General features: G+C 68.3%; 24 protein-coding genes and 2 tRNA genes. 11 read left to right on the forward strand and 15 right to left on the reverse strand.

Going from position 1 to position 24149, the window contains the following annotated elements:
- Window positions 1–25 precede the first annotated feature (25 nt).
- Entirely contained in the window at window positions 26–913 is an 888-nt protein-coding gene (locus tag ACIPVN_RS02705; protein WP_400439106.1) for an acyl-CoA thioesterase, read from the forward strand.
- A gap of 24 nt (window positions 914–937) precedes the next feature.
- Here the strand turns inward: ACIPVN_RS02705 and ACIPVN_RS02710 are convergent, their stop codons facing one another.
- The 4 genes from ACIPVN_RS02710 to ACIPVN_RS02725 form a co-directional block, all read right to left on the reverse strand.
- Window positions 938–1432 (reverse strand): acyl-CoA thioesterase, encoded by a 495-nt coding sequence (locus ACIPVN_RS02710; RefSeq protein ID WP_400439109.1) that lies wholly within the window; start codon window positions 1430–1432, stop codon window positions 938–940.
- Between the two features lie 6 nt (window positions 1433–1438).
- Window positions 1439–3118, reverse strand: coding sequence for an energy-dependent translational throttle protein EttA (ettA, locus tag ACIPVN_RS02715; protein WP_400439112.1), 1680 nt, complete (start codon window positions 3116–3118; stop codon window positions 1439–1441).
- A gap of 61 nt (window positions 3119–3179) precedes the next feature.
- Window positions 3180–3671, reverse strand: coding sequence for a DUF6993 domain-containing protein (locus tag ACIPVN_RS02720; protein WP_400439114.1), 492 nt, complete (start codon window positions 3669–3671; stop codon window positions 3180–3182).
- A 71-nt stretch (window positions 3672–3742) separates the two neighbouring features.
- The gene (locus ACIPVN_RS02725; RefSeq protein WP_400439117.1) at window positions 3743–4255 is read right to left on the reverse strand and encodes a single-stranded DNA-binding protein; all 513 of its coding nucleotides are present in this window, start codon (window positions 4253–4255) and stop codon (window positions 3743–3745) included.
- A gap of 191 nt (window positions 4256–4446) precedes the next feature.
- Between ACIPVN_RS02725 and ACIPVN_RS02730 the strand changes: the two genes are divergently transcribed.
- Complete coding sequence (locus ACIPVN_RS02730; protein WP_400439120.1) at window positions 4447–4719, forward strand: hypothetical protein; 273 nt, start codon at window positions 4447–4449, stop codon at window positions 4717–4719.
- Between the two features lie 16 nt (window positions 4720–4735).
- Here the strand turns inward: ACIPVN_RS02730 and ACIPVN_RS02735 are convergent.
- Window positions 4736–4807 (reverse strand) — tRNA-Arg (locus ACIPVN_RS02735).
- 60 nt (window positions 4808–4867) lie between these two features.
- On the opposite strand from ACIPVN_RS02735, the gene orn reads away from it, so the two are divergent.
- From orn to ACIPVN_RS02765, 6 genes are all read left to right on the forward strand, one after another.
- Entirely contained in the window at window positions 4868–5494 is a 627-nt protein-coding gene (gene orn, locus ACIPVN_RS02740) for an oligoribonuclease (RefSeq protein WP_400439123.1), read from the forward strand.
- 36 nt (window positions 5495–5530) lie between these two features.
- Window positions 5531–5606, forward strand: a tRNA-His gene (locus tag ACIPVN_RS02745).
- 79 nt (window positions 5607–5685) lie between these two features.
- Window positions 5686–6318 carry a LysE family transporter gene (locus tag ACIPVN_RS02750; protein WP_400439126.1) on the forward strand — a complete coding sequence of 211 codons (633 nt, stop codon included), beginning with the start codon at window positions 5686–5688 and terminating at the stop codon, window positions 6316–6318.
- A gap of 27 nt (window positions 6319–6345) precedes the next feature.
- A complete protein-coding gene (locus tag ACIPVN_RS02755) occupies window positions 6346–6693 on the forward strand; it encodes a metallopeptidase family protein (protein ID WP_400439129.1) in 348 nt (115 codons plus the stop codon).
- On the forward strand, window positions 6690–6986 hold the full coding sequence (clpS, locus tag ACIPVN_RS02760) for an ATP-dependent Clp protease adapter ClpS (RefSeq protein ID WP_400439132.1): 297 nt from the start codon (window positions 6690–6692) through the stop codon (window positions 6984–6986). The genes ACIPVN_RS02755 and clpS overlap by 4 nt, the downstream gene beginning before the upstream one ends.
- Complete coding sequence (locus tag ACIPVN_RS02765; protein WP_400439135.1) at window positions 6983–7468, forward strand: DUF2017 family protein; 486 nt, start codon at window positions 6983–6985, stop codon at window positions 7466–7468. The genes clpS and ACIPVN_RS02765 overlap by 4 nt, the downstream gene beginning before the upstream one ends.
- Window positions 7469–7480: 12 nt before the next feature.
- On the opposite strand, the gene ACIPVN_RS02770 is transcribed toward ACIPVN_RS02765, so the two are convergent.
- Genes ACIPVN_RS02770 through gatC form a run of 6 tightly spaced genes read right to left on the reverse strand, consistent with a single transcriptional unit; the run spans window position 7481 to window position 13036 of the window.
- Window positions 7481–8062 carry a hypothetical protein gene (locus ACIPVN_RS02770; protein WP_400439138.1) on the reverse strand — a complete coding sequence of 194 codons (582 nt, stop codon included), beginning with the start codon at window positions 8060–8062 and terminating at the stop codon, window positions 7481–7483.
- Window positions 8046–8363: a hypothetical protein gene (locus ACIPVN_RS02775; protein ID WP_314423743.1), complete on the reverse strand. Its 318-nt coding sequence runs from the start codon at window positions 8361–8363 to the stop codon at window positions 8046–8048. The genes ACIPVN_RS02770 and ACIPVN_RS02775 overlap by 17 nt, the downstream gene beginning before the upstream one ends.
- A 37-nt stretch (window positions 8364–8400) precedes the next feature.
- The gene (gene dinB / locus ACIPVN_RS02780; protein WP_400439142.1) at window positions 8401–9657 is read right to left on the reverse strand and encodes a DNA polymerase IV; all 1257 of its coding nucleotides are present in this window, start codon (window positions 9655–9657) and stop codon (window positions 8401–8403) included.
- 51 nt (window positions 9658–9708) lie between these two features.
- Window positions 9709–11223 carry an Asp-tRNA(Asn)/Glu-tRNA(Gln) amidotransferase subunit GatB gene (gene gatB, locus ACIPVN_RS02785; protein ID WP_400439145.1) on the reverse strand — a complete coding sequence of 505 codons (1515 nt, stop codon included), beginning with the start codon at window positions 11221–11223 and terminating at the stop codon, window positions 9709–9711.
- The gene (gene gatA / locus ACIPVN_RS02790; protein WP_400439148.1) at window positions 11223–12740 is read right to left on the reverse strand and encodes an Asp-tRNA(Asn)/Glu-tRNA(Gln) amidotransferase subunit GatA; all 1518 of its coding nucleotides are present in this window, start codon (window positions 12738–12740) and stop codon (window positions 11223–11225) included. Before gatA ends, gatB begins: the two co-directional genes overlap by 1 nt.
- The gene (gene gatC, locus ACIPVN_RS02795; protein ID WP_400439150.1) at window positions 12737–13036 is read right to left on the reverse strand and encodes an Asp-tRNA(Asn)/Glu-tRNA(Gln) amidotransferase subunit GatC; all 300 of its coding nucleotides are present in this window, start codon (window positions 13034–13036) and stop codon (window positions 12737–12739) included. The genes gatA and gatC overlap by 4 nt, the downstream gene beginning before the upstream one ends.
- A gap of 74 nt (window positions 13037–13110) precedes the next feature.
- Here gatC and ACIPVN_RS02800 point away from each other — a divergent pair, with 74 nt between their 5' ends.
- Together ACIPVN_RS02800 and ACIPVN_RS02805 are read left to right on the forward strand one after the other, a co-directional pair.
- Window positions 13111–14811 (forward strand): long-chain-fatty-acid--CoA ligase, encoded by a 1701-nt coding sequence (locus ACIPVN_RS02800; protein WP_400439152.1) that lies wholly within the window; start codon window positions 13111–13113, stop codon window positions 14809–14811.
- Between the two features lie 48 nt (window positions 14812–14859).
- Window positions 14860–16707: a DEAD/DEAH box helicase gene (locus tag ACIPVN_RS02805; protein WP_400439154.1), complete on the forward strand. Its 1848-nt coding sequence runs from the start codon at window positions 14860–14862 to the stop codon at window positions 16705–16707.
- A 15-nt stretch (window positions 16708–16722) separates the two neighbouring features.
- Here ACIPVN_RS02805 and ACIPVN_RS02810 read toward each other — a convergent pair whose 3' ends face one another.
- Genes ACIPVN_RS02810 through ACIPVN_RS02825 form a run of 4 tightly spaced genes read right to left on the reverse strand, consistent with a single transcriptional unit; the run spans window position 16723 to window position 21845 of the window.
- On the reverse strand, window positions 16723–17193 hold the full coding sequence (locus tag ACIPVN_RS02810) for a hypothetical protein (RefSeq protein ID WP_400439156.1): 471 nt from the start codon (window positions 17191–17193) through the stop codon (window positions 16723–16725).
- A complete protein-coding gene (gene ligA, locus ACIPVN_RS02815; RefSeq protein WP_400439159.1) occupies window positions 17190–19523 on the reverse strand; it encodes an NAD-dependent DNA ligase LigA in 2334 nt (777 codons plus the stop codon). The genes ACIPVN_RS02810 and ligA overlap by 4 nt, the downstream gene beginning before the upstream one ends.
- 42 nt (window positions 19524–19565) lie before the next feature.
- Window positions 19566–20663 carry a tRNA 2-thiouridine(34) synthase MnmA gene (mnmA, locus tag ACIPVN_RS02820; protein ID WP_400439161.1) on the reverse strand — a complete coding sequence of 366 codons (1098 nt, stop codon included), beginning with the start codon at window positions 20661–20663 and terminating at the stop codon, window positions 19566–19568.
- Window positions 20664–20672: 9 nt separating this feature from the next.
- Entirely contained in the window at window positions 20673–21845 is a 1173-nt protein-coding gene (locus ACIPVN_RS02825; protein WP_400439165.1) for a cysteine desulfurase family protein, read from the reverse strand.
- A 91-nt stretch (window positions 21846–21936) separates the two neighbouring features.
- Here ACIPVN_RS02825 and glgX point away from each other — a divergent pair, with 91 nt between their 5' ends.
- Window positions 21937–24009, forward strand: a complete 2073-nt coding sequence (gene glgX, locus ACIPVN_RS02830) for a glycogen debranching protein GlgX (RefSeq protein WP_400439168.1) — start codon at window positions 21937–21939, stop codon at window positions 24007–24009.
- Window positions 24010–24149 lie beyond the last annotated feature (140 nt).

Genomic DNA, 24149 nt, shown 5'->3' on the forward strand with positions numbered 1-24149 from the left:
GCGATCGGGCCGCGGAGAGGGAGATATGAGCGCGGAGAGCCATGCCGTCCGCACCGTCGAGCAGCTTCTCGAGGTGCTCGATCTCGATTCGACGCAGGCGCGCACCACTGAGGACATCTTCACGGGTGCGTCGCACCCTATGCCCACCGGTCGTATCTACGGTGGGCAGGTGCTCGCCCAGAGTCTCATCGCCGCCGAACGCACGCTCCCCGAAGATCGGCCGGTGCACTCGATGCACGGTTACTTTCTGCGCCCAGGCGATTCCGCTCAGGGGATCACGATCGCGGTCGATCGTATTCACGACGGGCGGTCGTTCTCGACCCGTCGGTCGCAGGCCTATCAGAACGGGGTGCCGATCTTCTCGATGATCGCCTCGTTCCAGGACGAGGATCCCGGCGTCGAGCATGCCGAGCCGCTGCCCGAGGGCATCCCCGATCCTGAGACGCTCGCCCCGGATGAGGCGACCGTCGAAGGGCTGCCCGGCGGGACGGTGCGGATGCTGACCGACCGTGCTGCTGACATTCGTCATGTCGGGCACCCGCTCTACCTGCCGAGCAGTGACGAACGGGCACCGCGTCAAGCGGTATGGATGCGGATGCGCGCCCCGCTCCCCGACGATCCACGCCTGCACCGCGCGGCTCTCGCGTACTTGAGCGACATGACGATTCAGGAGTCGATCCTGCGGGCGCACGGTGTCTACTGGGCGCTTCCCGGGCTGAAGGTGGCGAGCCTCGACCACGCGATGTGGTGGCATCGTCCGGCGCGCGTCGACGAGTGGTTGCTCTACGTGCAGGAGTCGCCGAACGCCCGCGGGGGTCGCGGACTGGCGACGGGACGCATCTACACCCGTGACGGCGCTCTGGTCGCGAGCGTCGCGCAGGAGATCATGATCCGCGTACCCGAGGGCGCCTGAACCCCGATCGAGTGCGCGATCGGCTCAGCGGTGCGCGTATTCGATCGACGCACCGACATAGGGCTCCCACGCCTCGCGCATCTCTCCGGTGAGGCGCGTCGGCCGCCCGGTGCGAGCGTCGACGAGCACGATGACCGCGGTCGAGCGGGCATAGATCGTGCGCGGCTCGGATGCGGGGTCGTTGTGCACCTCGTAGCAGACCTCGACGCTCGATCCGCCGAGTTTGCCGAACCACATCTGCACCTCGAGCGGTCGCCGCTGGTACGGCACGGGGGCGAGGTACTCGATCTCCTGACGCGCGATGAGCGTGAGCACGCCCTCGTCTATCCCGGAATCGAGCACAGCGGTCGAGGGAGCTTCCTCCCCCGGTCCCGCACGCCAGAACGCCCGCACGCGTGCCTCTTCGAGAAGCTTGAGCATGGAAGTGTTGTTGACGTGATTGAACGCGTCCAGATCTCCCCACCGCAGGTGGATGGGGATGTGCAGACGGGGACCTGCCGCTGTGCTCGACTCGGACATCGGTGCTCAGTCGCGCGTGAGCTTGCGGTGCGTCGACCGATGCGGCTTCGCCGCGTCCGGCCCGAGGCGGTCGATCTTGTTCTCCTCGTAGGCTTCGAAGTTGCCCTCGAACCAGTACCACTGGTCGGGCTTCTCGTCGGTTCCTTCGTACGCCAGGATGTGCGTGGCGATGCGGTCGAGGAACCACCGGTCGTGCGTGATGACCACGGCGCAACCCGGGAACTCGAGCAGAGCGTTCTCGAGCGAGCTCAGCGTCTCGACGTCGAGGTCGTTGGTGGGCTCGTCGAGGAGCAGCAGGTTGCCGCCCTCTTTGAGCGTGAGAGCGAGGTTCAGTCGGTTGCGCTCACCGCCGGAGAGCACGCCGGCCTTCTTCTGCTGGTCCGGACCCTTGAACCCGAACTTCGACACGTAGGCGCGCGACGGGATCTCGGTCTTGCCGACCGTGATGAAGTCGAGTCCATCGGAGACGACCTCCCACAGCGTCTTGTCGGGGTCGATGTTCGCCCGGGACTGGTCGACATAGCTGATCTTGACCGTCTCACCGATCTTCAGGGTGCCGCCGTCGAGCGGCTCCAGGCCCACGATCGTCTTGAAGAGCGTGGTCTTTCCGACTCCGTTCGGGCCGATCACGCCGACGATGCCGTTGGGCGGGAGGTTGAAGCTCAGCCCGTCGATGAGGGAACGACCGTCGAAGCCCTTCTGCAGGTTCTTCGCGTCGATGACGATGTTGCCGAGTCGAGGACCGGCGGGGATCGTGATCTCCTCGAAGTCGAGCTTGCGGGTGCGCTCCGCCTCGGATGCCATCTCCTCGTAGCGGGCGAGACGCGCCTTCGACTTGGTCTGGCGCCCCTTCGCGCTGGAGCGGACCCACTCGAGTTCCTCCTTGAGGCGCTTCGCGAGCTTGGCGTCCTTCTTGCCCTGGATCTCGAGGCGCTCGCCCTTCTTCTCGAGGTAGGTCGAGTAGTTGCCCTCGTAGCCGATCAGGCGCCCACGGTCGACCTCGGCGATCCACTCGGCCACGTGGTCGAGGAAGTACCGGTCGTGGGTGATCGCGATCACGGCACCCTTGTACGCCTGGAGGTGCTGCTCGAGCCAGAGCACGCTCTCGGCGTCGAGGTGGTTCGTGGGCTCGTCGAGCAGAAGCAGATCCGGCTTCTGAAGCAGCAGCTTGGCGAGAGCCACACGGCGCTTCTCACCGCCGGAGAGAGGAGCGATCGCGGCGTCGGCCGGCGGGGTGCGGAGCGCGTCCATCGCCTGGTCGAGCTGGGAGTCGAGATCCCATCCGTCCGCTGCGTCGATCTCCTCCTGCAGCGTTCCCATCTCGGCGAGCAGCGCATCGAAGTCGGCGTCGGGATCGGCCATCAGCGCAGAGATCTCGTTGAAACGGTCGACCTTCGCCTTGATGGCGATGCCGTCCTGGATGTTCTCGATCACCGTCTTGGATTCGTCGAGCTCCGGCTCCTGCATGAGGATGCCGACGCTGAACCCCGGCGACAGCTTCGCCTCGCCGTTGGAGGGCGTGTCGAGGCCGGCCATGATCTTGAGGATCGTCGACTTGCCGGCACCGTTCGGGCCGACCATGCCGATCTTCGCTCCGGGAAGGAAGGCCATCGTGACGTCATCGAGGATGAGCTTCTCGCCCACCGCCTTGCGCGCACGGACCATCGAGTAGATGTACTCTGCCACCGGAAATCGCTCCTTCTGTCGGCGTCTGATCGACACTCCAGCCTACCGGCTGGAGTGCGGGTCACCAGTCGATCGCGCGCGTGGTGCCGATGAGGCATCGCCCCTCGGCGAGTTGCGGCATCACCTGCGTCACCAGCTGGCCCGTAGACGGACCGACCTGGCCGATGAGGCACTCGGTCTCACCCCAGCGGACCGAGAACTGCAGGCTCTCGGCCGCATTCCCCACGGTCGACTGGTCGTTGGTGACCTGCATCGCTGCTTTGTCGAAGCCGACGCCCACCAACGCGTCGACGTACGCCCGCCCCTCGCCGCGCTGCTCCGAGTCCCACACACCCTGCGCGGTCTGCGTGAAGATCGGGAGGTTGTCATCGGCGGAGCCGTCGGGCACGAAGACCACCTCGGCGGGTGCGTCGGTCGCCGAGGGCGACGGAGACGGCGACGTGGGCGCGGGATCGCCCCCACCCACGCAGCCCGCGAGCACGAGAACGGCGGCCGCAGCGACGGAAGCACCGACGACCGCGCGTATGACGGGGAGGACCGATCGTCGAAGCACGCCCCGAGTCTACGGGGACGTGCCGACGATCGCCGTCACACGACACGGCGGGAGTCGCGGCCTCCGCGGGCTCAGCGGAACGCCGTCGCCGTCGCTTCTTCCCGGGCCGGTGAGGCGTCCGTCTCGGCCCACGCCGTATCAAGGGCGAGCGGTGCGGATTCCTCGTCGTCGGGAACGCCGTCGTGCGTATCGTTCGCCGCGCCCCGCACCTCGCTGACAGGCGTCGTGCGGCTCGAACGGAGGTAGGCCGCCGTCCCCCAGCGGAGGTCGTGCCCGATCGCGTCGGCGTCGATGTCGACGCTCGTGCCGCTCTTGCCGTTGCTCTCCCAGTTGCGGATGCGCAGACGTCCGGTGACGATCACGCTGTCTCCACAACGCAGCGAGGCTTTTGCGTGCTCGCCGAGCTGCCGGTACGCGGCGACGGAGTACCAGTTCGTGCCGGAATCGACCCAGGCCTGCGCCGACTGGTCGAATCGGCGATGGGTGCTCGCGAGACGGAAGTTCGTCACGGCGACGCCTCCGCCCGTCTGCGCCTGGTTGGGATCGGTCGCCACCTTGCCGACGATCGTCACTGTATCCATCATCTCGTTCTCCTTCGCTCCCGAGTCTTCCGCTCGGATCGCTCCAGACTGCGCCAGGCGAAGGAGACGGCGGGCAGTGGATCACGCGGTTGGTGGACAGACGGGAATCCCCGGTCAGGGTGCAGGAAGAGTCCCCCGGAGCGTCGATCCGAATGTCGGTGGTCGGTCATATGTTCGAGGCGAGAGGAGAACTCATGAACCACACACTGATCGCCCCCACCGCCGCACAGCCCTGGACGACGCCTCGCATCGCCTCGACGCGTGAACACCTGACCCGCGCCGCCGATCAGTTGTGGCGGGTGCAGGACAACGCGTCGGGTCGAGTCCTCGGCCACCTTCGCGTCGCCACCGATCCGCTCGGTCTGCGTTATCGCGCCGAGCGTCTCCACCTCGAGACCGGCGTGTTCCGACTGATCGGCGAGTTCTGGCGGGTCGACGACGCGGTGTCCGCGCTGCGTTACTCGTGAACCGATGACGCAGTCGTGCCCCCGGCAGGATTCGAACCTGCGACCGGCGGATTAGAAGGCCGCTGCTCTTCCGCTGAGCTACGGAGGCGAATAGCACTACCGTACCGTGCCCGCGCCCCGATGTCGGAGCCGTCGATAGGATGACGGCATGGTATCTGCGTCGGAGAACGATCGTCTCGTATGGATCGACTGTGAGATGACGGGGCTCGATCTCTCGATCGATGAACTCGTCGAGATCGCCGTCGTCATCACGGACTTCGAACTCCAACCCGTCGATCCCGGATTCCAGATCGTGATCCGCCCGAGCGCCGCCTCGCTCGAGAACATGAACGACTTCGTCACCAAGATGCACGAGAAGTCCGGCCTGATCGAAGAGATCCCCCTCGGCGTGACGCTCGAAGAGGCTGAGGCGCAGACCCTCGCGTACATCCGCCGATTCGTCCCGGTCGAGCGCAAGGCCCCCCTGGCCGGCAACACGATCGGTACCGATCGCATGTTCCTCGCGAAATACATGCCGCAGATCGACCAGTGGTTGCACTACCGCAACGTCGACGTGTCCAGCATCAAGGAGCTCTCGCGCCGGTGGTATCCGCGAGTGTTCTTCCAGGCCCCGTCCAAAGACGGCGGGCACCGCGCGCTCGCCGACATCCTCGAATCCATCCGCGAGCTCCGTTACTACCGGGAGGCGGTGTTCGTCGACGAGCCCGGGCCCTCGAGCGATGACGCGAAGAGCATCGCTCAGCGCACCGTGTCGGAGTTCACCCCAAACATGTAATAGACTCGTCTGGTTGCCTGCTCCGGTAGGCACATGGTGGGTATAGCTCAGCTGGTAGAGCGCTGGCTTGTGGTGCCGGATGTCGCGGGTTCGAGTCCCGTTACTCACCCCATACGAAAGGCCCGAGTCCCCGGACTCGGGCCTTTCGCTGTGCGGGCTGTCGGTGCGAGTCGCGCCCCTAGACTGACGAGGTGTCACTCGCGGTCTGGTTCTCGCTTCTGACGGCATCCGTGGTGATCAGCTTCACCCCGGGCGCCGGCGCCATCAACACGATGTCGAACGCCCTCTCCCAGGGCTGGCGTCGTTCGATCTGGGGCATCATCGGGCAGCAGCTCGCCCTCGTGGTGCACGTCGTCGTGGTGGCCGCCGGGGTCGGGTTGTTGGTCTCGCGCTCCGAACTGCTGTTCAACGGCATCCGCTACGCGGGAGCCGCCTATCTCGTGTTCCTCGGCCTGCGCCTGATCCTGGCGAAGCCCACCGTTCCCGCCGACGATGCCGCACTCGACCTGGTCGATGCGCACGAGGGCCACTGGTCCATGATCCGTCGGGGTTTCTGGGTCAATCTGCTCAACCCCAAGGCGATCGTGTTCTTCCTCGCCTTCATCCCGCAGTTCATCCGCCTCGACGAACCTCAACCGCCGCAGTACCTGACACTCCTGGCCACCGTCATCGTCGTCGATGTCCTCGTGATGTGGGGGTTCTTCGCCGCAGCAGCCCGCCCGTTCCGTCGCTTCACGCGTACCGCGAAGGGCCAGCGCACCCTCAACACCGTCTTCGGCATCCTCTTCATCGCGGTAGCCGGGCTCCTCGTCTTCCTGCATTGACCCTGCCCGGCCCCTAGGCTGGAGACGATGGAAATGGATGCCACGGCCTTCGAGACCCTCGTCGTCGACGAGCTCGATCGGCTGCCCGACGACATGGTCGACGGGCTCGACAACGTCGTGTTCGTCGTCGAGGACCGCCCGGAGGACGGCAGCCTCGACCTCCTCGGTCTGTACGACGGGCTCGCCCTGACGGAGCGCACCCAATACGGGATGGGCGAGCTGCCCGACCGGATCGTCGTCTATCGCGAGCCCCACCTCGCCGTGTGCGAGAACGAGGACGAACTCCGAGACGAGATCCACACCACGCTCGTGCACGAGATCGCGCATTTCTACGGCCTCGATGACGCCCAGCTCCACGATCTGGGCTGGGCATGAGCACGCCTGCGGTGATCCCGGACGTCGTGGAGGATATCGATCTCCGCGCCGCGCCGCTCGAGCCCTGGCAGGTCGTCGTCTGGAACGATCCGGTCAACCTCATGAGCTACGTCGTGCGGGTGTTCCGCACGTACTTCGGGTACTCGGTCGATCGCGCGACGGCGTTGATGCTCGCCGTGCACCACGACGGGCACGCGATCGTCGCCACCGGACCCCGCGAGACCATGGAGGTCCATGCTCAGGCCATGCACGAGTACGGGCTCTGGGCGACCGTTCGGAAGGCCCCGCAGTGAGCCCCGCTGCCGTCGAGATCACCCTCGTCACCCTCGAGGGCGTGCGACTGGACGAGGTCGTCGACGAGTACACGACGTTGCTCTCGTCCGCAGACGCGAACGACGATGCCCTCGACCGTCTGGCGCCGAACCCCTATCCCGACGATGAGCACGCGTCACGCGAGTTCGCCGAGGCCACGCGCGACGATCTGCTCGAGCGTCGCCTCGCAGATGCCGACGTGGTCCGCCGCGCTCTCGCCCCGTTCCGCCGCCACCGCGCGTCGATGACCGACGACGACACGCTCCGCGCGCACACCCTCGAGATCCGGCGTGGCGAGGTCGATGCGTGGTTGCGCACTCTGAACGCGATCCGCCTGGTCCTCGCCACCCGCCTCGGCATCATCGAGGACGACGACCATGACCCCGAGGATCCGCGCTTCGGGATCTACGACTGGATCGGGTACCGCCTCGAACTCCTCATCGATGCGGAGATGGGCGACTGACGCGCCCACGGGTCACGGGATCTCGATGATCCGCGTCGCCAACGACCGAGGGCGGTCACGAGCGATGTGCGTGCGTTCCTGCGCCGCCCAGCGCTCCCAGTGCGGACGGTAGGTCTCGCCGTCGCGCATCAGCGCCCTGCCCTTGCGCACAGCCTCAGGAGCCTCGAGCCACACCCGCACGTCGCCGAGAGCTGCCGTGGCCGGTGTCAACAGTCCGCTGCCCTCGACGATCACTCCGAGTGCGGGATCGACGGCGTGAGTCTCCGCCTCGGTAGCCCGCTCCCAGTCCCAACGCTGCCATGCGCCGAGCTTGCCCCGCCCGTGTGGCCGCAGGATTCCCTCCAGCGCCCGCTCGACTCCCCCGTCGAGGCCGTCCCACCCTGGATAGAGCGAATCCAGAGCGATGATCTGGACACGACCGACGAGCGGCCAGCGTTCCGCGACCTGCGCCGCGAGAGTGGACTTCCCCGCCCCGCTGCAGCCATCGATGAGGATGACGGGATTCGACGCGGCCAGCGCCCGGAGGTCGTCGCAGATCAGTTCCGTCGCGCGGGCGAGTGCCGCAGCGACCGGATCGTCACTTCTTGAGGGCACGGATGATGCGTGAGAGAGCGCGACCGGCGACCCAGACGAACGGCACCGCCACGACAAGCAGCGTCACGATGTTCGGTTCGAAACGAAGCCCCTCTTCGCGACGCACGTAGACCCCGACGGGAACGGAGACCCCGCCGCCGCCACCGCCTTCCGCACCGTCGCCGCTGCCCCCACCGAATCCCGAGTAGGTGAAGGCGACGGGAGTGATGCTGACGCCGTCGACGTCCTGCGGCTCTCCGTATGCGCTCTTGACCCCGAAGGACGCGGTCTGCTTTCCGAGTTCCAGTGCAATGTTCGGCATGTGACCACGCTAGTCGACCGCGACGGATTGCGGAGCGTCAATCCACGCCGTGCGCCCGCGGATGCTGTGCGGCACCGCGACCCTCGCCGCGCCCGATGTGTCGCGCACGCGTGATGGTCGCATTCCCGAAGCGAGCCACGGCATCGTCGACCGCTCCTTCGACCCGTCTCCAGTCCTCGTCGTCGTCCCACAGCCCCATTCCGCCGCCGCCCGCCGGCTGCAGCTTCTCGGCACGCACTCCGACGAGCCGGATCGGGTCACGACGGTCGATCTGCTCGAACAGCGCCTGCGCCGCCTCGCCGATGCGCTGTCCGACCGCGGTGGGTTCCGACAGCGTCTGAGAGCGGTTCACGGTGCGGAAGTCGTCGAAGCGGATCTTGATCGAGACCGTCGCCGCCTCCCACTGCGCACGGCGGAGGCGAGCGGCGACGCGGTCCGCGAGTCGCAGCAGTTCCGCACGCAGGAACGGACGATCGAGGATGTCGTGCTCGAACGTCTCCTCGTGCCCGATGCTCTTCTCCACACGCTCGGTATCGATGACTCGGGCGTCTTCTCCACGCGCGAGCTGCGCCAGACGCGCGCTCAACGCCGAACCGACGGCGCGGTCGAGCATCTCCGGTGAGGACTCCCGGATATCGCCGATGGTCCGGATGCCACGTGCTTCGAGCGCCTCGGCCGCCTTCGGGCCGACCCCCCACATCGCGCGGACGGGCCGCGGCGAGAGGAACTCGAGCGTGCGTGCCGCCGGGACGACGAGCATGCCGTCGGGCTTCGCGATGGTCGACGCCATCTTCGCGACGTGTTTGGTCGCCGCCACGCCGACACTACATGTGATGCCGACCTCATCGGCCACGCGCTCGCGCACGAGCCGGGCGATCACCCCCGGGCTTCCCCACAGCCGGCGCACCCCCTGCACATCGAGGAACGCCTCGTCGACGGACAGCGGCTCGACCAGCGGCGTGAACGACTCGAAGATCGCCATCACCTGTCGGGAGACCTCTTGATACCGGTGGAAGTGCGGCATCACGATCCGCGCCGAGGGGCAGAGCCTGATCGCCTGGGAGACCGGCATCGCCGAGCGCACCCCGTAGCGACGCGCCTCGTACGACGCGCTGGACACGACCGATCGGCCGTCGGGTGCGCCGATGATGATCGGGAGTCCGCGAAGGCGCGGATCATCGAGGATCTCGACAGCCGCGTAGAAGGCGTCCATGTCGACGTGCAGGATGCGCGTTCCCGTGTCGTCGGCTCCCGCCGACGACACCATCCGCCCTCTGCCGTCTCCGTGCCCCATGAGAACATTCTCCCTCGGACCACCGACACCGGGCCCGAGGGAGAACGCGCTCTACTGCGCGGCGCGCTCGAGGATCAGTTCGCGCACGCGTGCGGCGTCCGCCTGACCCTTCATCGCCTTCATGACCGCACCGATCACGGCACCGGCGGCCTGCACCTTGCCGTCCTTGATCTTCGCCAGTACGTCCGGCTGCGCGGCGAACGCGTCGTCGATCGCCGCGATCAGCGCGCCGTCGTCCGAGACGACCGCGAGGCCACGCGCGTCGACGACCTCTTGCGGCGTTCCCTCTCCGGCGATGACGCCCTCGAGCACCTGACGGGCGAGCTTGTCGGTGAGCGTTCCCGCATCCACCAGCTTCTGCAGAGCCGCGACGTTCTGCGGACTGACCAGCGCAGCGGCATCCTTCTCCTGGGCATTGGCGAGACGGGCGATCTCGCCGGTCCACCACTTACGAGCTGCCGCGGGCGCGGCTCCGGCCGCGATCGTCGCCTCGACCTCGTCGAGGATGCCGCCGTTGCGCACGTCCTGGAACTCGAGATCGGTGAAGCCCCACTCGGTCATCAGACGACGACGCCGCGCGACGGGCTGCTCCGGCAGCGCCGCCCGCAGCTCCTCGATCAGCGCAGCGGCCGGCTCGACCGGCAGGAGATCCGGCTCCGGGAAGTAGCGGTAGTCATCGGCGTCAGACTTCGGACGACCCGGAGACGTGGTTCCGGTGTCCTCGTGCCAGTGGCGAGTCTCCTGCGTGATGGAGCCGCCCTCGGCGAGGATCTGCGCCTGGCGCTGGATCTCGTACCGCACCGCCCGCTCGACCGAGCGCATGGAGTTGACGTTCTTGGTCTCCGTGCGGGTGCCGAGCTTCTCCTCGCCCCGGCGTCGCAGCGACACGTTCGCGTCGCAGCGCAGGTTGCCCCGCTCGAGACGAGCCTCCGAGATGCCCAGTCCGCGCACGATGTCACGGATCGCAGCGACGTAGGCCTTGGCGACCTCCGGGGCTCGATGCTCCGTGCCGGTGATGACCTTGGTCACGATCTCGACCAGCGGCACGCCCGCCCGGTTGTAATCGACCAGCGAGTACTCCGCGCCCTGGATACGACCGGTCGCGCCGCCCATATGGGTCAGCTTGCCGGCATCCTCCTCCATGTGCGCGCGCTCGATGGGGATCGTGATGAGCGTGCCGTCCTCGAGCTCGACCTCGACCGCCCCCTCGTACGCGATCGGCTCGTCGTACTGCGAGATCTGATAGTTCTTGCCGAGGTCGGGGTAGAAGTAGTTCTTGCGCGCGAAACGGCTCGACTCCGCGATCGAGCAGCCCAGGGCGAGCCCGAGGCTGATCGACGACCGGATCGCCGTCTCGTTCACGACCGGCAGCGAACCGGGGAGACCGAGGTCGACCGGTGCAATCAGCGTGTTCGGCTCCGCGGCGTGATACGCCTCGTTCGCCGGGTTCGGCGCGTCCGAGAACATCTTCGTGTTCGTGTTGAGCTCGACATGCACCTCGAATCCGAGCACGGGCTCGAACAGTTCGAGGGCCTTGTCGAAGTCCATGAGCTTGGCGGCGGCCATCAGCGGTTCCCTCCTGCGAGCTGGGGTGCGCGGGTGAGCAGCGGGGCGCCCCACGAGTCGACGAGGAGCGTCTCGAGCGCGGCTCCCACGCGGTAGAGGCGGGCATCCTCGCGGGCCGGCGCGATGAACTGGATGCCGACGGGCAGACCGTCGTCGTCCGCCAGGCCGCTCGGGATCGAGATCCCCGGCACACCCGCGAGGTTCACGGGAATCGTCGTGATGTCGTTGAGATACATCTGCAGCGGGTCGTCGATCTTCTCGCCGAGTTTGAACGCGGTCGTCGGCGCCGACGGCGTCGCGATCACGTCGACCTCCGCGAAGGCGGCGGCGAAGTCCTGCTGGATGAGCGTGCGCACCTTCTGGGCGCTGCCGTAGTACGCGTCGTAGTATCCCGCCGACAGCGCGTAGGTGCCGAGGATGATGCGGCGCTTGACTTCGTCGCCGAAACCGGCGTCGCGCGTCGCGGACATGACGTCCTCGACCGTCGGGCTGCCATCCGGCGTGACGCGCAGGCCGAAGCGCACCGAGTCGAACTTCGCGAGGTTGCTCGATGCCTCCGCGGGAAGGATCAGGTAGTACGCCGCGACACCGTACTCGAAGTGGGGGGCGCCGATCTCGACGATCTCAGCTCCCTGCGCCTCCATGAGAGCGAGCGAGGCGCGGAAGGAGGCGGCGACACCGGGCTGGAAGCCGCTGTCGGGCAGTTCGCGGATCACACCGACCTTCAGTCCCTTGAGCACGTCGCCACGCGCGCCCTCACGGGCGGCCTCGGCGAACGAGGGCCAGGCCTCTCGCAGCGACGTCGAGTCCTTCGGGTCGTGGCCGGCGATGACGTCGTGCAGGAGGCCGGAGTCGAGGACGGTGCGCGAGACGGGACCGACCTGGTCGAGGCTCGATGCCAGGGCGATCGCCCCGTAACGACTGACCCCGCCGTAGGTCGGCTTCACGCCGACGGTGCCCGTCACGTGCGCGGGCTGACGGATCGAACCGCCGGTGTCCGAGCCGAGGGCGATCGGGGCCTCGAAGGCGGCGACGGCCGCGGCCGATCCGCCGCCGGAGCCGCCCGGGATGCGATCCAGATCCCAGGGGTTGTGGGTGGGGCCGTAGGCCGAGTGCTCCGTCGACGAGCCCATCGCGAACTCGTCCATGTTGGTCTTGCCGAGCGGCACGAGGCCCGCGGCGCGCGAGCGCGCGACGACCGTCGCGTCGTACGGTGAACGGTATCCCTCGAGGATGCGCGAGCCGCTGGTGGTGGGCTGATCGGTCGTGACCAGCACGTCCTTGATCGCGAGCGGCACACCGGCGAGCGGCCCCAGCTCCTCCCCCGCGGCGCGGCGCGCGTCGATCGCCGCAGCGGCCTCGAGCGCCCCCGCGTTCACGTGCAGGAAAGCGTGGACGTCGCCGTCGACGGCGGCGATGCGATCGAGGTGCGCCTGCGTGGCCTCGACGCTCGACACCTCCCCGGCGGCGAGCTTCGCCGCGAGGTCGGAGGCGTCCAGACGGATGATGTCGCTCACTGCTCTTCTCCCAGGATCGCGGTGACGCGGAAGCGGCCGTCGGCGGCATCCGGAGCGTTCTGCAGCACCTGTTCATGCGTCAACGTCTGCCCGACGACATCGGGACGGAAGACGTTGCTCAACGGGATCGGATGGCTCGTCGCGATGACGTCGGCGGTCGCGACCTCCGACACCTTCGCGATGTTGTCGACGATCGCGTCGAGCTGGCCCGTGAGCCGCGACACCTCGTCGTCGTTCAGCTGGATGCGTGCGAGCACACCGAGATGGCGCACGAGTTCGGGGGTGATTTCAGACACGCCTGCAAGTCTAGTCAGCGGCTCCCCCCACAGCCGCCTCAGTGGGTTCGATGCCTCCGCCTATGCTGGGGCGCGTGAGTACGTTCCAGCCTCCTCGCCCGTGGGTCGCCAGCTATGCAGACGGCGTCCCGGAAGACCTCGCTCCCGTCACGGGATCCCTGATCGATATCGTCGCCGAGTCGGTGCGGGACTATCCCGATGCGCCGGCTCTGCAGTTCTTCGGCCGCGAGACCACGTACGCGGCGTTGCAGGACGCGATCGACCGTGTCGCCGGCGGCCTCCGCGATCTCGGCGTGCGGGCGGGAGACCCGGTCGCGATCGTGCTGCCGAACTGCCCGCAGCACATCGTCGCGTTCTACGCCGTCCTGCGTCTCGGGGCGGTCGTCGTCGAACACAACCCGCTCTACACCCCCCGCGAGTTGCGAAAGCAGTTCGAGGACCACGGCGCGAAGCATGCGATCGTCTGGAACAAGGTCGTCTCGACCGTGCAGGAGTTCCCGTCCGATCTCGCGGTGTCGACCCTCGTGTCGGTCGACGTGACCACGGCGATGCCGTTCCTCACCCGCGTCGCGCTGCGCCTGCCGGTCGCGAAGGCTCGGGAGTCGCGTGCGGCTCTCACGACACGCGTGCGCGGAACGGTGGCGTGGGAGTCGCTGGTCTCCCACGACCCGATCCCGGAATCGCACCCGCGCCCGTCGACCGATGACCTCGCGATCATCCAGTACACGTCCGGAACGACCGGCACCCCCAAGGGCGCCGCTCTCACGCATCGCAATCTCCTCGCCAATGCCGCGCAGTCGCGTGCCTGGGTGCCCTCGATCCAACGCGGCGAAGGGTGCGTCGTCTACGCCGTGCTCCCGATGTTCCACGCCTACGGCCTCACACTGTGCCTGACGTTCGCGATGTCGATGGGCGCCCGCCTCGTGCTCTTCCCCAAGTTCGACCCGGACCTCGTGCTCGACGCGATGAAGAAGCACCCCGCCACGTTCCTGCCCCTCGTGCCACCGATCGCCGATCGCCTGCTCTCGGCGGCGAACCAGAAGGGCGTCTCGCTCGAGGGCATCGAAGTCGCGATCTCCGGCGCCATGGCCCTGCCCCACGAACTCGTCGTGCCGTTCGAAGCCGCGACCCACGGTTTCCTCGTCGAGGGTTACGGTCTCAGCGAGTGCTCCCCCGTGCTCATGGCGAACCCCGTCGCAGACAACCGCGTGCCCGGCACGGTCGGTCTTCCGCTGCCGGGCACCGAGTGCCGGGTGGTCGATCCCGAGAACCCGACCGTCGATGTCCCGGCCGGGTCGGCGGGCGAACTCGTCGTGCGCGGCCCGCAGGTCTTCTCGGGCTACTACGGCAAGCCGGAGGAGACGGATGCCGCCTTCGCCGACGACTGGTATCGCACCGGCGACATCGTCACGATCGATGAGGCGGGCTTCGTGCGAATCGTCGACCGCATCAAGGAGCTCATCATCACGGGCGGGTTCAACGTCGCCCCCACCGAGGTCGAGAACGCCTTGCGACAGCATCCGCAGATATCCGACGCCGCCGTCGTCGGCCTGCCGAGTGCGCACTCGGGTGAAGAGGTCGCCGCGGCGATCGTCGTCGACGGCGGTGCGGATGTCGACGTCGAGGCGATCCGCGAGTTCGTGCGCGGCATCCTGACGCCGTACAAGGTCCCGCGCCGGCTCTTCGTCGTCGACGAACTACCGAAGTCGCTCATCGGCAAGGTGCTCCGCCGACAGGTGAAGGAACGGCTCCTCGCGCTCACCAGTGGTTCCTGAGGACGCCCTCACAGGCGCGGAACACCCGCGGGGCGCTACCCTTGGGAAGTGACCCCTGAAGATGCAGTGCTGACCGACGCCCCCGAGGACTCCCCCGCGACCCCCGGATTCGAGGAGCTCGGCATCACCGGGCCCGTCCTCAAAGCCATCCGCGACCTCGGCTACGAGACCCCCTCGCCGATCCAGGCGGCCACCATCCCGACGCTCCTCGCGGGTCGCGACGTCGTCGGCATGGCCCAGACCGGAACGGGAAAGACCGCGGCCTTCGCGCTTCCCGTCCTCGAGCGCCTCGACGTCTCGCAGAAGACGCCGCAGGCACTCGTTCTCGCACCGACCCGCGAGCTCGCCCTCCAGGTGTGCGAGGCGTTCGAGTCGTACGCCTCGAAGATGAAGGGCGTCCACGTGCTGCCCGTCTACGGCGGTCAGGGTTACGGCGTGCAGTTGTCCGCACTCCGCCGCGGCGTACACGTCGTGGTCGGCACCCCCGGGCGCATCATGGATCACCTCGCCAAGGGCACGCTCGACCTGTCCGAGCTGCAGTACCTCGTCCTCGACGAGGCCGACGAGATGCTCAAGATGGGCTTCGCGGAGGACGTCGAGCAGATCCTCGCGCAGACCCCCGAAGAGAAGCAGGTCGCTCTCTTCTCCGCGACGATGCCGCCGCAGATCCGCCGTCTCGCCCAGAAGTACCTTCGCGAGCCCGAAGAGATCAGCATCAAGTCGAAGACCGCGACCGGCACGAACATCACCCAGCGATACCTGGTGGTCTCGTACGCGCAGAAGGTCGATGCGCTGACGCGAATTCTCGAGGTCGAGAACTTCGACGGCATGATCGTCTTCGTCCGCACCAAGAACGAGACCGAGACCCTCGCCGAGAAGCTGCGTGCCCGCGGCTACTCCGCCGCGGCGATCAATGGCGACGTTCCGCAGGTGCAGCGCGAGCGCAGCGTCAATCAGCTCAAGGCCGGCAAGCTCGACATCCTCGTCGCCACCGACGTCGCGGCGCGCGGTCTCGACGTGGAGCGCATCAGCCACGTCATCAACTTCGACATCCCCACCGACACCGAGTCGTACGTGCACCGGATCGGCCGCACCGGTCGCGCGGGGCGAACGGGCGATGCGATCAGCTTCATCACTCCGCGCGAGCGGTACCTGCTCAAGCACATCGAGAAGGCGACGCGCCAGGAGCCGACGCAGATGCAGCTCCCGACCACGGAGGATGTGAACACGACGCGCCTGACCCGCTTCGACGACGCGATCACGGCCGCTCTGGGCGACGCCGCACGGATCGAGTCGTTCCGCGACGTGGTCGCGCACTACGTCCGCAACCACGACGTTCCCGAGGCCGATGTCGCCGCAGCGCTCGCCATCGTGGCTCAGGGAGACACCCCCCTGCTCCTCGACCCGGCTGACGACCCCCTCGCAAAGGCCGTCGCCGCCGACAACCGGCCGCCGCGGGAGCGCAACGCGCGGGAGACCCGCGAGCCCCGCACCGAGCGTCGCGGGCGCGGCGACTACGCCGCGTACCGCATCGAGGTCGGACGTCGCCACCGTGTCGAGCCTCGACAGATCGTCGGTGCGCTCGCGAACGAGGGCGGCCTCGGACGCGACGACTTCGGGGCGATCAACATCCGGCCGGATTTCTCGATCGTCGAGCTCCCCGCGAACCTCGACCCTGCCGTCCTCGAGAAGCTGAGCAGCACGCGCATCTCGGGACAGCTCATCGAGATCAAGCCGGATCGTGGCCCGGGTGCGCGACGCGGCGGACCACGCGATGGCGGCGCTCGTTTCGACCGACGGGACCGTGACGACCGTCCGCGCCGCAACGATGACAGCCGCCCCCCGCGTGGCGACCGCGAGGAGAAGCCGTTCCGCAAACCGCGGCACAAGAGCTGACGACGTGCGGCGGAGCTAGCCGGCCCCGTGCCGTGCGAGCTTCGCCGCGAGGTCGACCAGCGCCTCCGGCCGCGCGAGTAGCTCGCGCTGCTCCGGATGGCCGATCAGCTGATCCAGGAGCGTCTGCGCGCCGACGACGGTCGGGCGCCAGTAGCCGCCGACGTGGTGGCGTCCGAGATCGAGTCGCTGCACCTCACCACGCACGGTGAGCACCACCGATCCGTCGTCCGGCCCGATGCCGACGTCCTCCTGCGCAGCCGCGGCGAGAATTCCCAAGCCGATCGTGCTCGCGAGCCCGGGGTAGCGAAAGCCCGTCGTCGGCACCTCCAGTCGCACCGATGACAGGTGCTCCCACGCGAACACCACGCCTGCGCCCGCTCCGTGCCGGTGCACGACCGCATCGGTCGTGAGGCGCAGATGACCGCGCCCCGGGTCCCCCACGACGAGCACGCCGTCGGCGACGATGAGCGGACCATAGCGCTTCATTCCGCGGACGGCGCCTCACCGAGCGCATCCGGGCCCTCTGTCACCAGCAGGTGGAACTGCGCGGCGTCGAGGATCCGGATGCCGAGTTCCTCGGCCTTCCCGAGCTTCGATCCCGCCCCCGGACCCGCAGCGACGTAGTCGGTCTTCTTCGAGACGCTCGACGCCGCCTTGCCTCCCGCCTGGATGATCGCTTCCTGGGCGCCGTCGCGCGTGTAGCCGTCGAGCGATCCCGTGGCGACGACGGTCAGGCCCTCGAGCACTCCGCCCGCAGCGACGGCGGCGCCGGGACCGGGATGGCCGGGCGTCGCCCACTGCACGCCCGCCGCCGCCCACTGGTCGACGATCTCGACGTGCCAGTCGACGTCGAACCACGCCAACAGCGAGTCGGCGATGATCCCGCCCACTCCCTCGACCGCCGCCAACTCCTCGCGGGATGCCCCGCGGATCGCATCGAGCGACCCGAACCACTGGGCCAGCGCACGCGCGGCGACCGGTCCGACGTGACGGATGTTGAGCGAGACGAGCAGGCGCCAGAGCTCCTTGGTCTTCGCCTTCTCCAACTCGGCCAACAGGGTCACCGCCTGCGAGGACGGCTGCGGCCCCTCGACCCCGGCCTTCTTCTCCGCCGCCGTCGGGTTGCGGCGGAACGGTGCGCGCGTCTTGACGATGCCGTCATCGTCCTGCTTCGGCAGGCCCGTCTCGGCGTCGCGCACGAAGAGTTCGATCGGGACCAGTTGTTCCAGCGACAGGTCGAAGAGCCCGGCCTCGGTCACGAGCGGAGGCACGGCCGGCGAGGTGGGCTGCGTGAGCGCGGCCGCCGTGACCTCGCCGAGCGCCTCGACATCGAGCGCACCGCGCGATCCGATGTGCTCGACCCGACCGCGCACCTGCGCGGGGCACGAGCGAGCGTTCGGGCAGCGCAGGTCGATGTCGCCCTCCTTCATCGCCCGGAGCGTGGTGCCGCACTCGGGGCAGACCTCGGGCATGACGAACTCACGCTCGGAGCCGTCCCGCCGCTCGACGACGGGTCCCAGCACCTCGGGGATCACGTCACCGGCCTTGCGCAGCACGACCGTATCGCCGATCAGCACGCCCTTCGCCTTGACGACGTCCTTGTTGTGCAGAGTGGCCTGCCGCACGACGGAACCGGCCACCTGTGCGGGAGCCATCACCGCGAAGGGCGTGGCACGGCCGGTGCGACCGACCGAGACGACGATATCGAGCAGCTTCGTCTGCACCTCTTCGGGCGGATACTTGTAGGCGATCGCCCACCGGGGCGCACGGCTGGTCGCCCCGAGCTCGTCATGGAGCTCGAGCTCGTCGACCTTGACCACGATGCCGTCGAGCTCGTGCTCGATGTCGTGACGGTGCTCGCCGAAGTACTGAACGAAGTCGGTGACCTCGTCGATGCTCGCGCAGACCTTCGTATGCGGGCTCGTCGGAAGGCCCCAGGTCGAGAGGAGCTCGTACACCTCGCTCTGGGCCGAGACCGGAGGACTCTGCCAGGCGCCGACCCCGTGCACGTAGAGGGCGAGGGATTCGATGCGCAACAGTCCTGCCTCGAGCTCGAGGCCGTCCTTCTTGTCGATCTGCTGACGCAGCCCTCCACTGGCGGCGTTGCGGGGGTTGGCGAACGACGGGAAACGACGAGCCGCCGCCGAGCGCGCCTTCTCCTCGTCGAAGGGCCGCTTCGCACCGGTGCGGGCCTCCCAGCGCGCGAGCGCATCGGCGTACGCGCGTTCGCGGAAAGACGCCTGCGCGGCGTTCAATCGCTCGAACGCGGCCACCGGGATGAAGACCTCGCCGCGCACCTCGACGATCGCGGGATGCCCTTCGCCCTCGAGACGCTCGGGGATCTCCGGCAGCCGCAACGCGTTCTCGGTCACGATCTCGCCGACCCGGCCGTCGCCGCGCGTAGCCGCGGAAGTGAGGACGCCGTTCTCGTAGCGGAGATTGATCGCCAGGCCGTCGATCTTCAGCTCGGTGAGCCACGCGACGTCGCGACCCGCAGACGCGCGCGTCTTCGCCGCCCACTCTCTGAGCTCGTCCAGGGAGAACACGTTGTCGAGACTGAGCATCCGCTCGGCATGCTCGATCGTCGCGAGCCCGGTCGTCTCGGCCGCGCCCACCATCTGCGTGGGGGAATCCTGACCCTGCAGCTCGGGATGCAGACGCTCGAGTTCTTCGAGCCGATGCATCCACCCGTCGTAGGTCGCGTCGTCGACCAGCGAGCTATCGCGACCGTAATAGGCGTCCTTCGCCTCGAGGATGCGGGTGGTCAGCTCCTCGGCCTCGGTACGGGCGTCTTCGAGCGAGATGATGTCGGGCACCCGGCAAGTCTACGAGCGGGCACTGACATTCGGATGTTCCGCTCAGGCGTCGACCGGAACCGCCGAGACCGTCCGGTCGATGGTGAACTGGCCGAGCACGCGCGTACCGACGTAGAGCACCGCGGTCTGCCCGGGGGCCACGCCGTCGAGCGGCACGACCGGCACGACCCGGACACCGTCGGCATCCACGGAAGCGGAAGCCTGGACGGGCTCGGCATGGGCGCGGATCTGCACGTGGCAGTCGAACTCGGATACCGTCGGCGCTGCCCCTGCCCAGCTGAATCTCGCGCCCGAGATCTCGCGGATCGCGAGTGCCTCCTTGGGACCGACGACGACGGTGTTCGACACGGGGCGGACCTCGAGCACGAAGCGCGGCTTGCCGTCCGAGGCCGGGACGCCGAGCTTCAGGCCTCTTCGCTGTCCGACCGTGTAGCCGTGCGCGCCCTCGTGTGACCCGACGACGGCGCCGCTGCGGTCGACGATCTCGCCGGTCGCGGTTCCGACCTTCTCCGCCAGCCAGCCGCGCGTGTCGCCGTCGGGGATGAAGCAGATGTCATGACTGTCGGGTTTCTGGGCGACGCTCAGACCGCGCTCCGCCGCCTCGGCACGCACGAGCGCCTTGGACGGCGTCGTGCCCAACGGGAAGTACGTGTGCGCGAGCTGCTCGGCCGTGAGCACGCCCAGCACGTAGGACTGATCCTTCGCATTGTCGGATGCGCGGTGCAGCTCGAGCCCGCCCTCGCCGTCGACGAGTGTGGCGTAGTGCCCCGTGCAGACCGCATCGAAGCCCAATTCGATGGCCCGCTCCAGCAGAGCCGCGAACTTGATCTTCTCGTTGCAGCGCATGCACGGGTTGGGAGTGCGACCCGCCTGGTACTCCGAGATGAAGTCGTCGATCACGTCGTCGCGGAACCGCTCCGAGAAGTCCCACACGTAGAAGGGGATGCCGAGTCTGTCGGCGGCACGGCGCGCGTCCATCGCGTCTTCGATCGTGCAGCAGCCGCGGCTGCCGGTGCGCAGAGTGCCACCGGCACGCGAGAGCGCGAGATGCACCCCCACGACCTCGTGGCCGGCCTCGACCGCGCGCGCCGCGGCCACGGCGGAGTCCACTCCGCCACTCATCGCCGCCAGGATTCGCATGGATCCAGTCTACGAGCGCGCGGCTGTGCCGGAGCCGGATGCGCGGAGATAGGCGTCTCCGATCACCTCCACGACGGCAGAGACGTCGTCGTCCGTGGAGGTGCGCCCCAGGCTGAATCGCAGGACGCTCCGCGCATCCTGCTCGCTCCGCCCCATCGCGCGCACCACATGCGAGGGCTCCGCGACACCCGCCTGACACGCCGACCCTGTCGAGGCGGCGACGCCCGCGGTGTCGAGCAGGAAGAGCAGGCTCTCCCCCACCGCCCCGGGAAAGAGTACGTGCGCGTTGCCCGGGAGACGATCGACCGGATCGCCGAGCAGGACGGCCTCGGGCACTCGCGCTCGGATGCCGTCGACGAGCCGGTCCCGCAGCGCGGCGAGTCGGATCGCTTCGGCAGGCCGCTCGCGTTCGGCGAGTTCGAGCGCGGTGGCGAAGGCGACGGCGCCCGGGACGTCCTGAGTGCCGGCGCGGAGGCCGCGCTGCTGCGCCCCGCCCCGCAGCAGCGGAGCCATGCGCGCGGTCCGCGCGACGATCAGCGCACCGACGCCGACCGGGGCACCGATCTTGTGTCCGGCGAGGCTGAGCGCCACGAGCCCGGCCCCCGTTCCGGCGTCACCGCGGAGTCGCCGGAACGACAGGGGCAGATGGCCGAGCGCGGCGACGGCATCCAGGTGCAGGGGCACGCCGGCCTCGGCGGCCGCGGAGGCCAGCGCCGCGGCGGAGTTCACCGTGCCCGCCTCGTTGTTCGCGACCAGCGCGGTGGCGAGGGCGGCTCCGGGGAGCACCTCCGCGAAGCGCTCCGGATCGATGCGCGCCGACGGGGTCAGGGCGACGGAGCGCACGACCGCCCCCTCGCTCTGGAGCGACTCCACGGTGTCCATCGTCGCGTGATGCTCGCCGTCGGGCAGGACGATCGCGTCGCGACCCTGAGCGCGGGCGCGCCAGCTCCCCTGGAGCGCGAGATTGATCGACTCGGTCCCGCCCGAGGTGAAGACGATCTCGATCGGGTCGGCGTCGAGCACCCTGGCGACCCGTTCCCGCGATTCCTCGAGGAGCCGCCGGGCGTCCTGTCCGGCGCCGTGCGTCGACGATGCATTGCCGACCGTGTCGCTCGCGGCGAGCCATGCATCACGCGCCTCCGGTCGCAGCGGAGTCGTCGCGGCATGGTCGAGATAGTGCATCTCTCCACTCTCCCTCATTCCGACGGGCGTCGGCGCGCAGATCCCGGTTCTGCTGGTTCGACACCCGAGCACAGCACTCTAGGGTGTATTCATGCCCGAGACCCGAGACTTCGCCGCGCCCGGCGGCACCGCCCTCGACGATCTCGGCGTGCGTCTGCACGACGGGGTCGGCACCCTGCGCGTCTGGTCGCAGAACGCGTCATCCGTCGAACTCGTGGTATTCGACGCGACCGATCTCGATTGGGTGACCGATCAGGTCTTCCTCGAGCGTCTCCCGGGCGGCGTATGGGAGGTCACGACGCCGCTCCTGCAGCCCGGAACCCGCTACGCGATCCGCGTCGGCGGCCCGCACGGCCCCGGCAACACGTTCAACCCGGAGACACTGCTCCTCGATCCCTACTCCCGCGGCCTCGCCCAGGGCGACGGGTACGAGGAATGGCGCTCGGTGGTGATCGTCGACGGCTTCGACTGGGGCGATTCCCGCAAGCCGCGCGTCCCCCTCGACCGGACGATCATCTACGAGGGCCATCTCAAGGGGCTCACCAAGCGCCAGCCCGATGTGCCGCCCGTCCTGCACGGCACCTACGCCGGGCTCGCCCACCCGGTGATGATCGACTACTTCCACACGCTCGGCATCACCTCGATCGAACTCCTCCCCGTCCATGCCTTCGTTCCCGAACCGCGCCTGCTCGAGCGCGGGCTGACGAACTACTGGGGCTACAACACCCTCAACTTCTTCACACCGCACACCGCTTACGCCTCGGAGGACGCCCGCAAGAAGGGGCCGGAAGCGGTCCTGGCGGAGTTCAAGGGAATGGTCCGCCTGCTCCACGAAGCCGGACTCGAAGTCATCCTCGACGTCGTCTACAACCACACGTCCGAGGAGGGCATCGGTGGGCCGCGTTCCAGCCTGCGTGGCCTCGACAACGCCAACTACTACCGGCAGGACGCGAACGGCGTGTACATCGACACGACCGGCTGCGGCAACACCCTGAATACGTCGACCGATGCCGGTGCACGCCTCGTGCTCGACTCCCTGCGCTACTGGGCCGCGGAGATGCAGATCGACGGATTCCGCTTCGACCTCGCGACGTCCATCGCCCGCGGGGTCGACCACACCTACTCCCCCGAGCATCCGCTCTTGACCGCCATCGCGAACGATCCCGTGCTGCGCGACACCAAGCTGATCGCCGAACCCTGGGACGTGGGGCTCGGTGGCTGGCAGACCGGGAATTTCCCGGCCGGATGGCACGAGTGGAACGACCGCTACCGCGACCGCGTTCGCAACTTCTGGCTGAGCGACATCGACTACGCGCGGCGGGCATCGGCGCCGGTCGGCATCGGTGGATTCGCCACGCGTCTCGCCGGGTCTTCGAACACCTTCGACGAGAAGCGGGGGCCCCTCGCGAGCGTCAACTTCGTCACCGCCCACGACGGTTTCACCCTGCACGACCTCGTCTCCTACGACGTCAAGCACAACGAGGCGAACGGCGAGCACAATCGCGACGGTGCCGACACGAACCGCGCCTTCAATCACGGCGTCGAGGGTCCGACGGACGACGCCGCGATCCTCTCCGCCCGACGCAAGGCGATGCGCAATCTCCTCGGGACCCTGCTGCTCTCGGCCGGAATCCCCATGCTCACCGCGGGCGACGAGGTGGGTCGCACGCAGCGGGGCAACAACAACGCGTACGCGCAGGACTCGGCGCTCACGTGGCTGTCCTGGGACTACGAGCCGTGGCAGCTCGACCTGCACGCGCATGTCGCGCGTCTGATCCACCTGCGCTCGCAGAACCCTGCGCTGCGACCGAGCCGCTACGCGCGCCTCGGTGAGCACATTCCGAACGCCTCGGTCATGGAGTGGTTCGACCAGAACGGCGAGACGATGGAGAGTGATCAGTGGGCGGATCCGGGCAACCGGACGCTGCAGTACGTCGCGGCATCCACGCCGGACGCCGAGGACGCGAACCGCATCCTCCTGATCGTGCACGGCACCGAGTCCCCGATCGACGTGCGGTTGCCGGAGGAACTCGAGGGCGCCACGCGCTTCGTCTCGCTGTGGTCCAGCGCGGACGAGCGTCCGTCGGAGGACCGCGAGGTGTTCGCGCCCGGTGACGTCCTTCCCTTCCCCGGCACCTCGATGCGACTTTTCCTGGTCGAATGATGTCGGGTCGCGACGCGCTTGTCCACCCGGTATCGGAGGTCTGACCGGCGCGGTACATTCGGGATGTGTCTGCACGCGTCGGAAGTTCTCCCTCGGCTCTTCGGAGCCCCGCCCAGATTCCGCTGCGTCCCCGCGCGGAT

The organism is Microbacterium sp. NPDC090003 (genome assembly GCF_044748385.1).
Classification (GTDB): Bacteria; Actinomycetota; Actinomycetes; order Actinomycetales; family Microbacteriaceae; genus Microbacterium.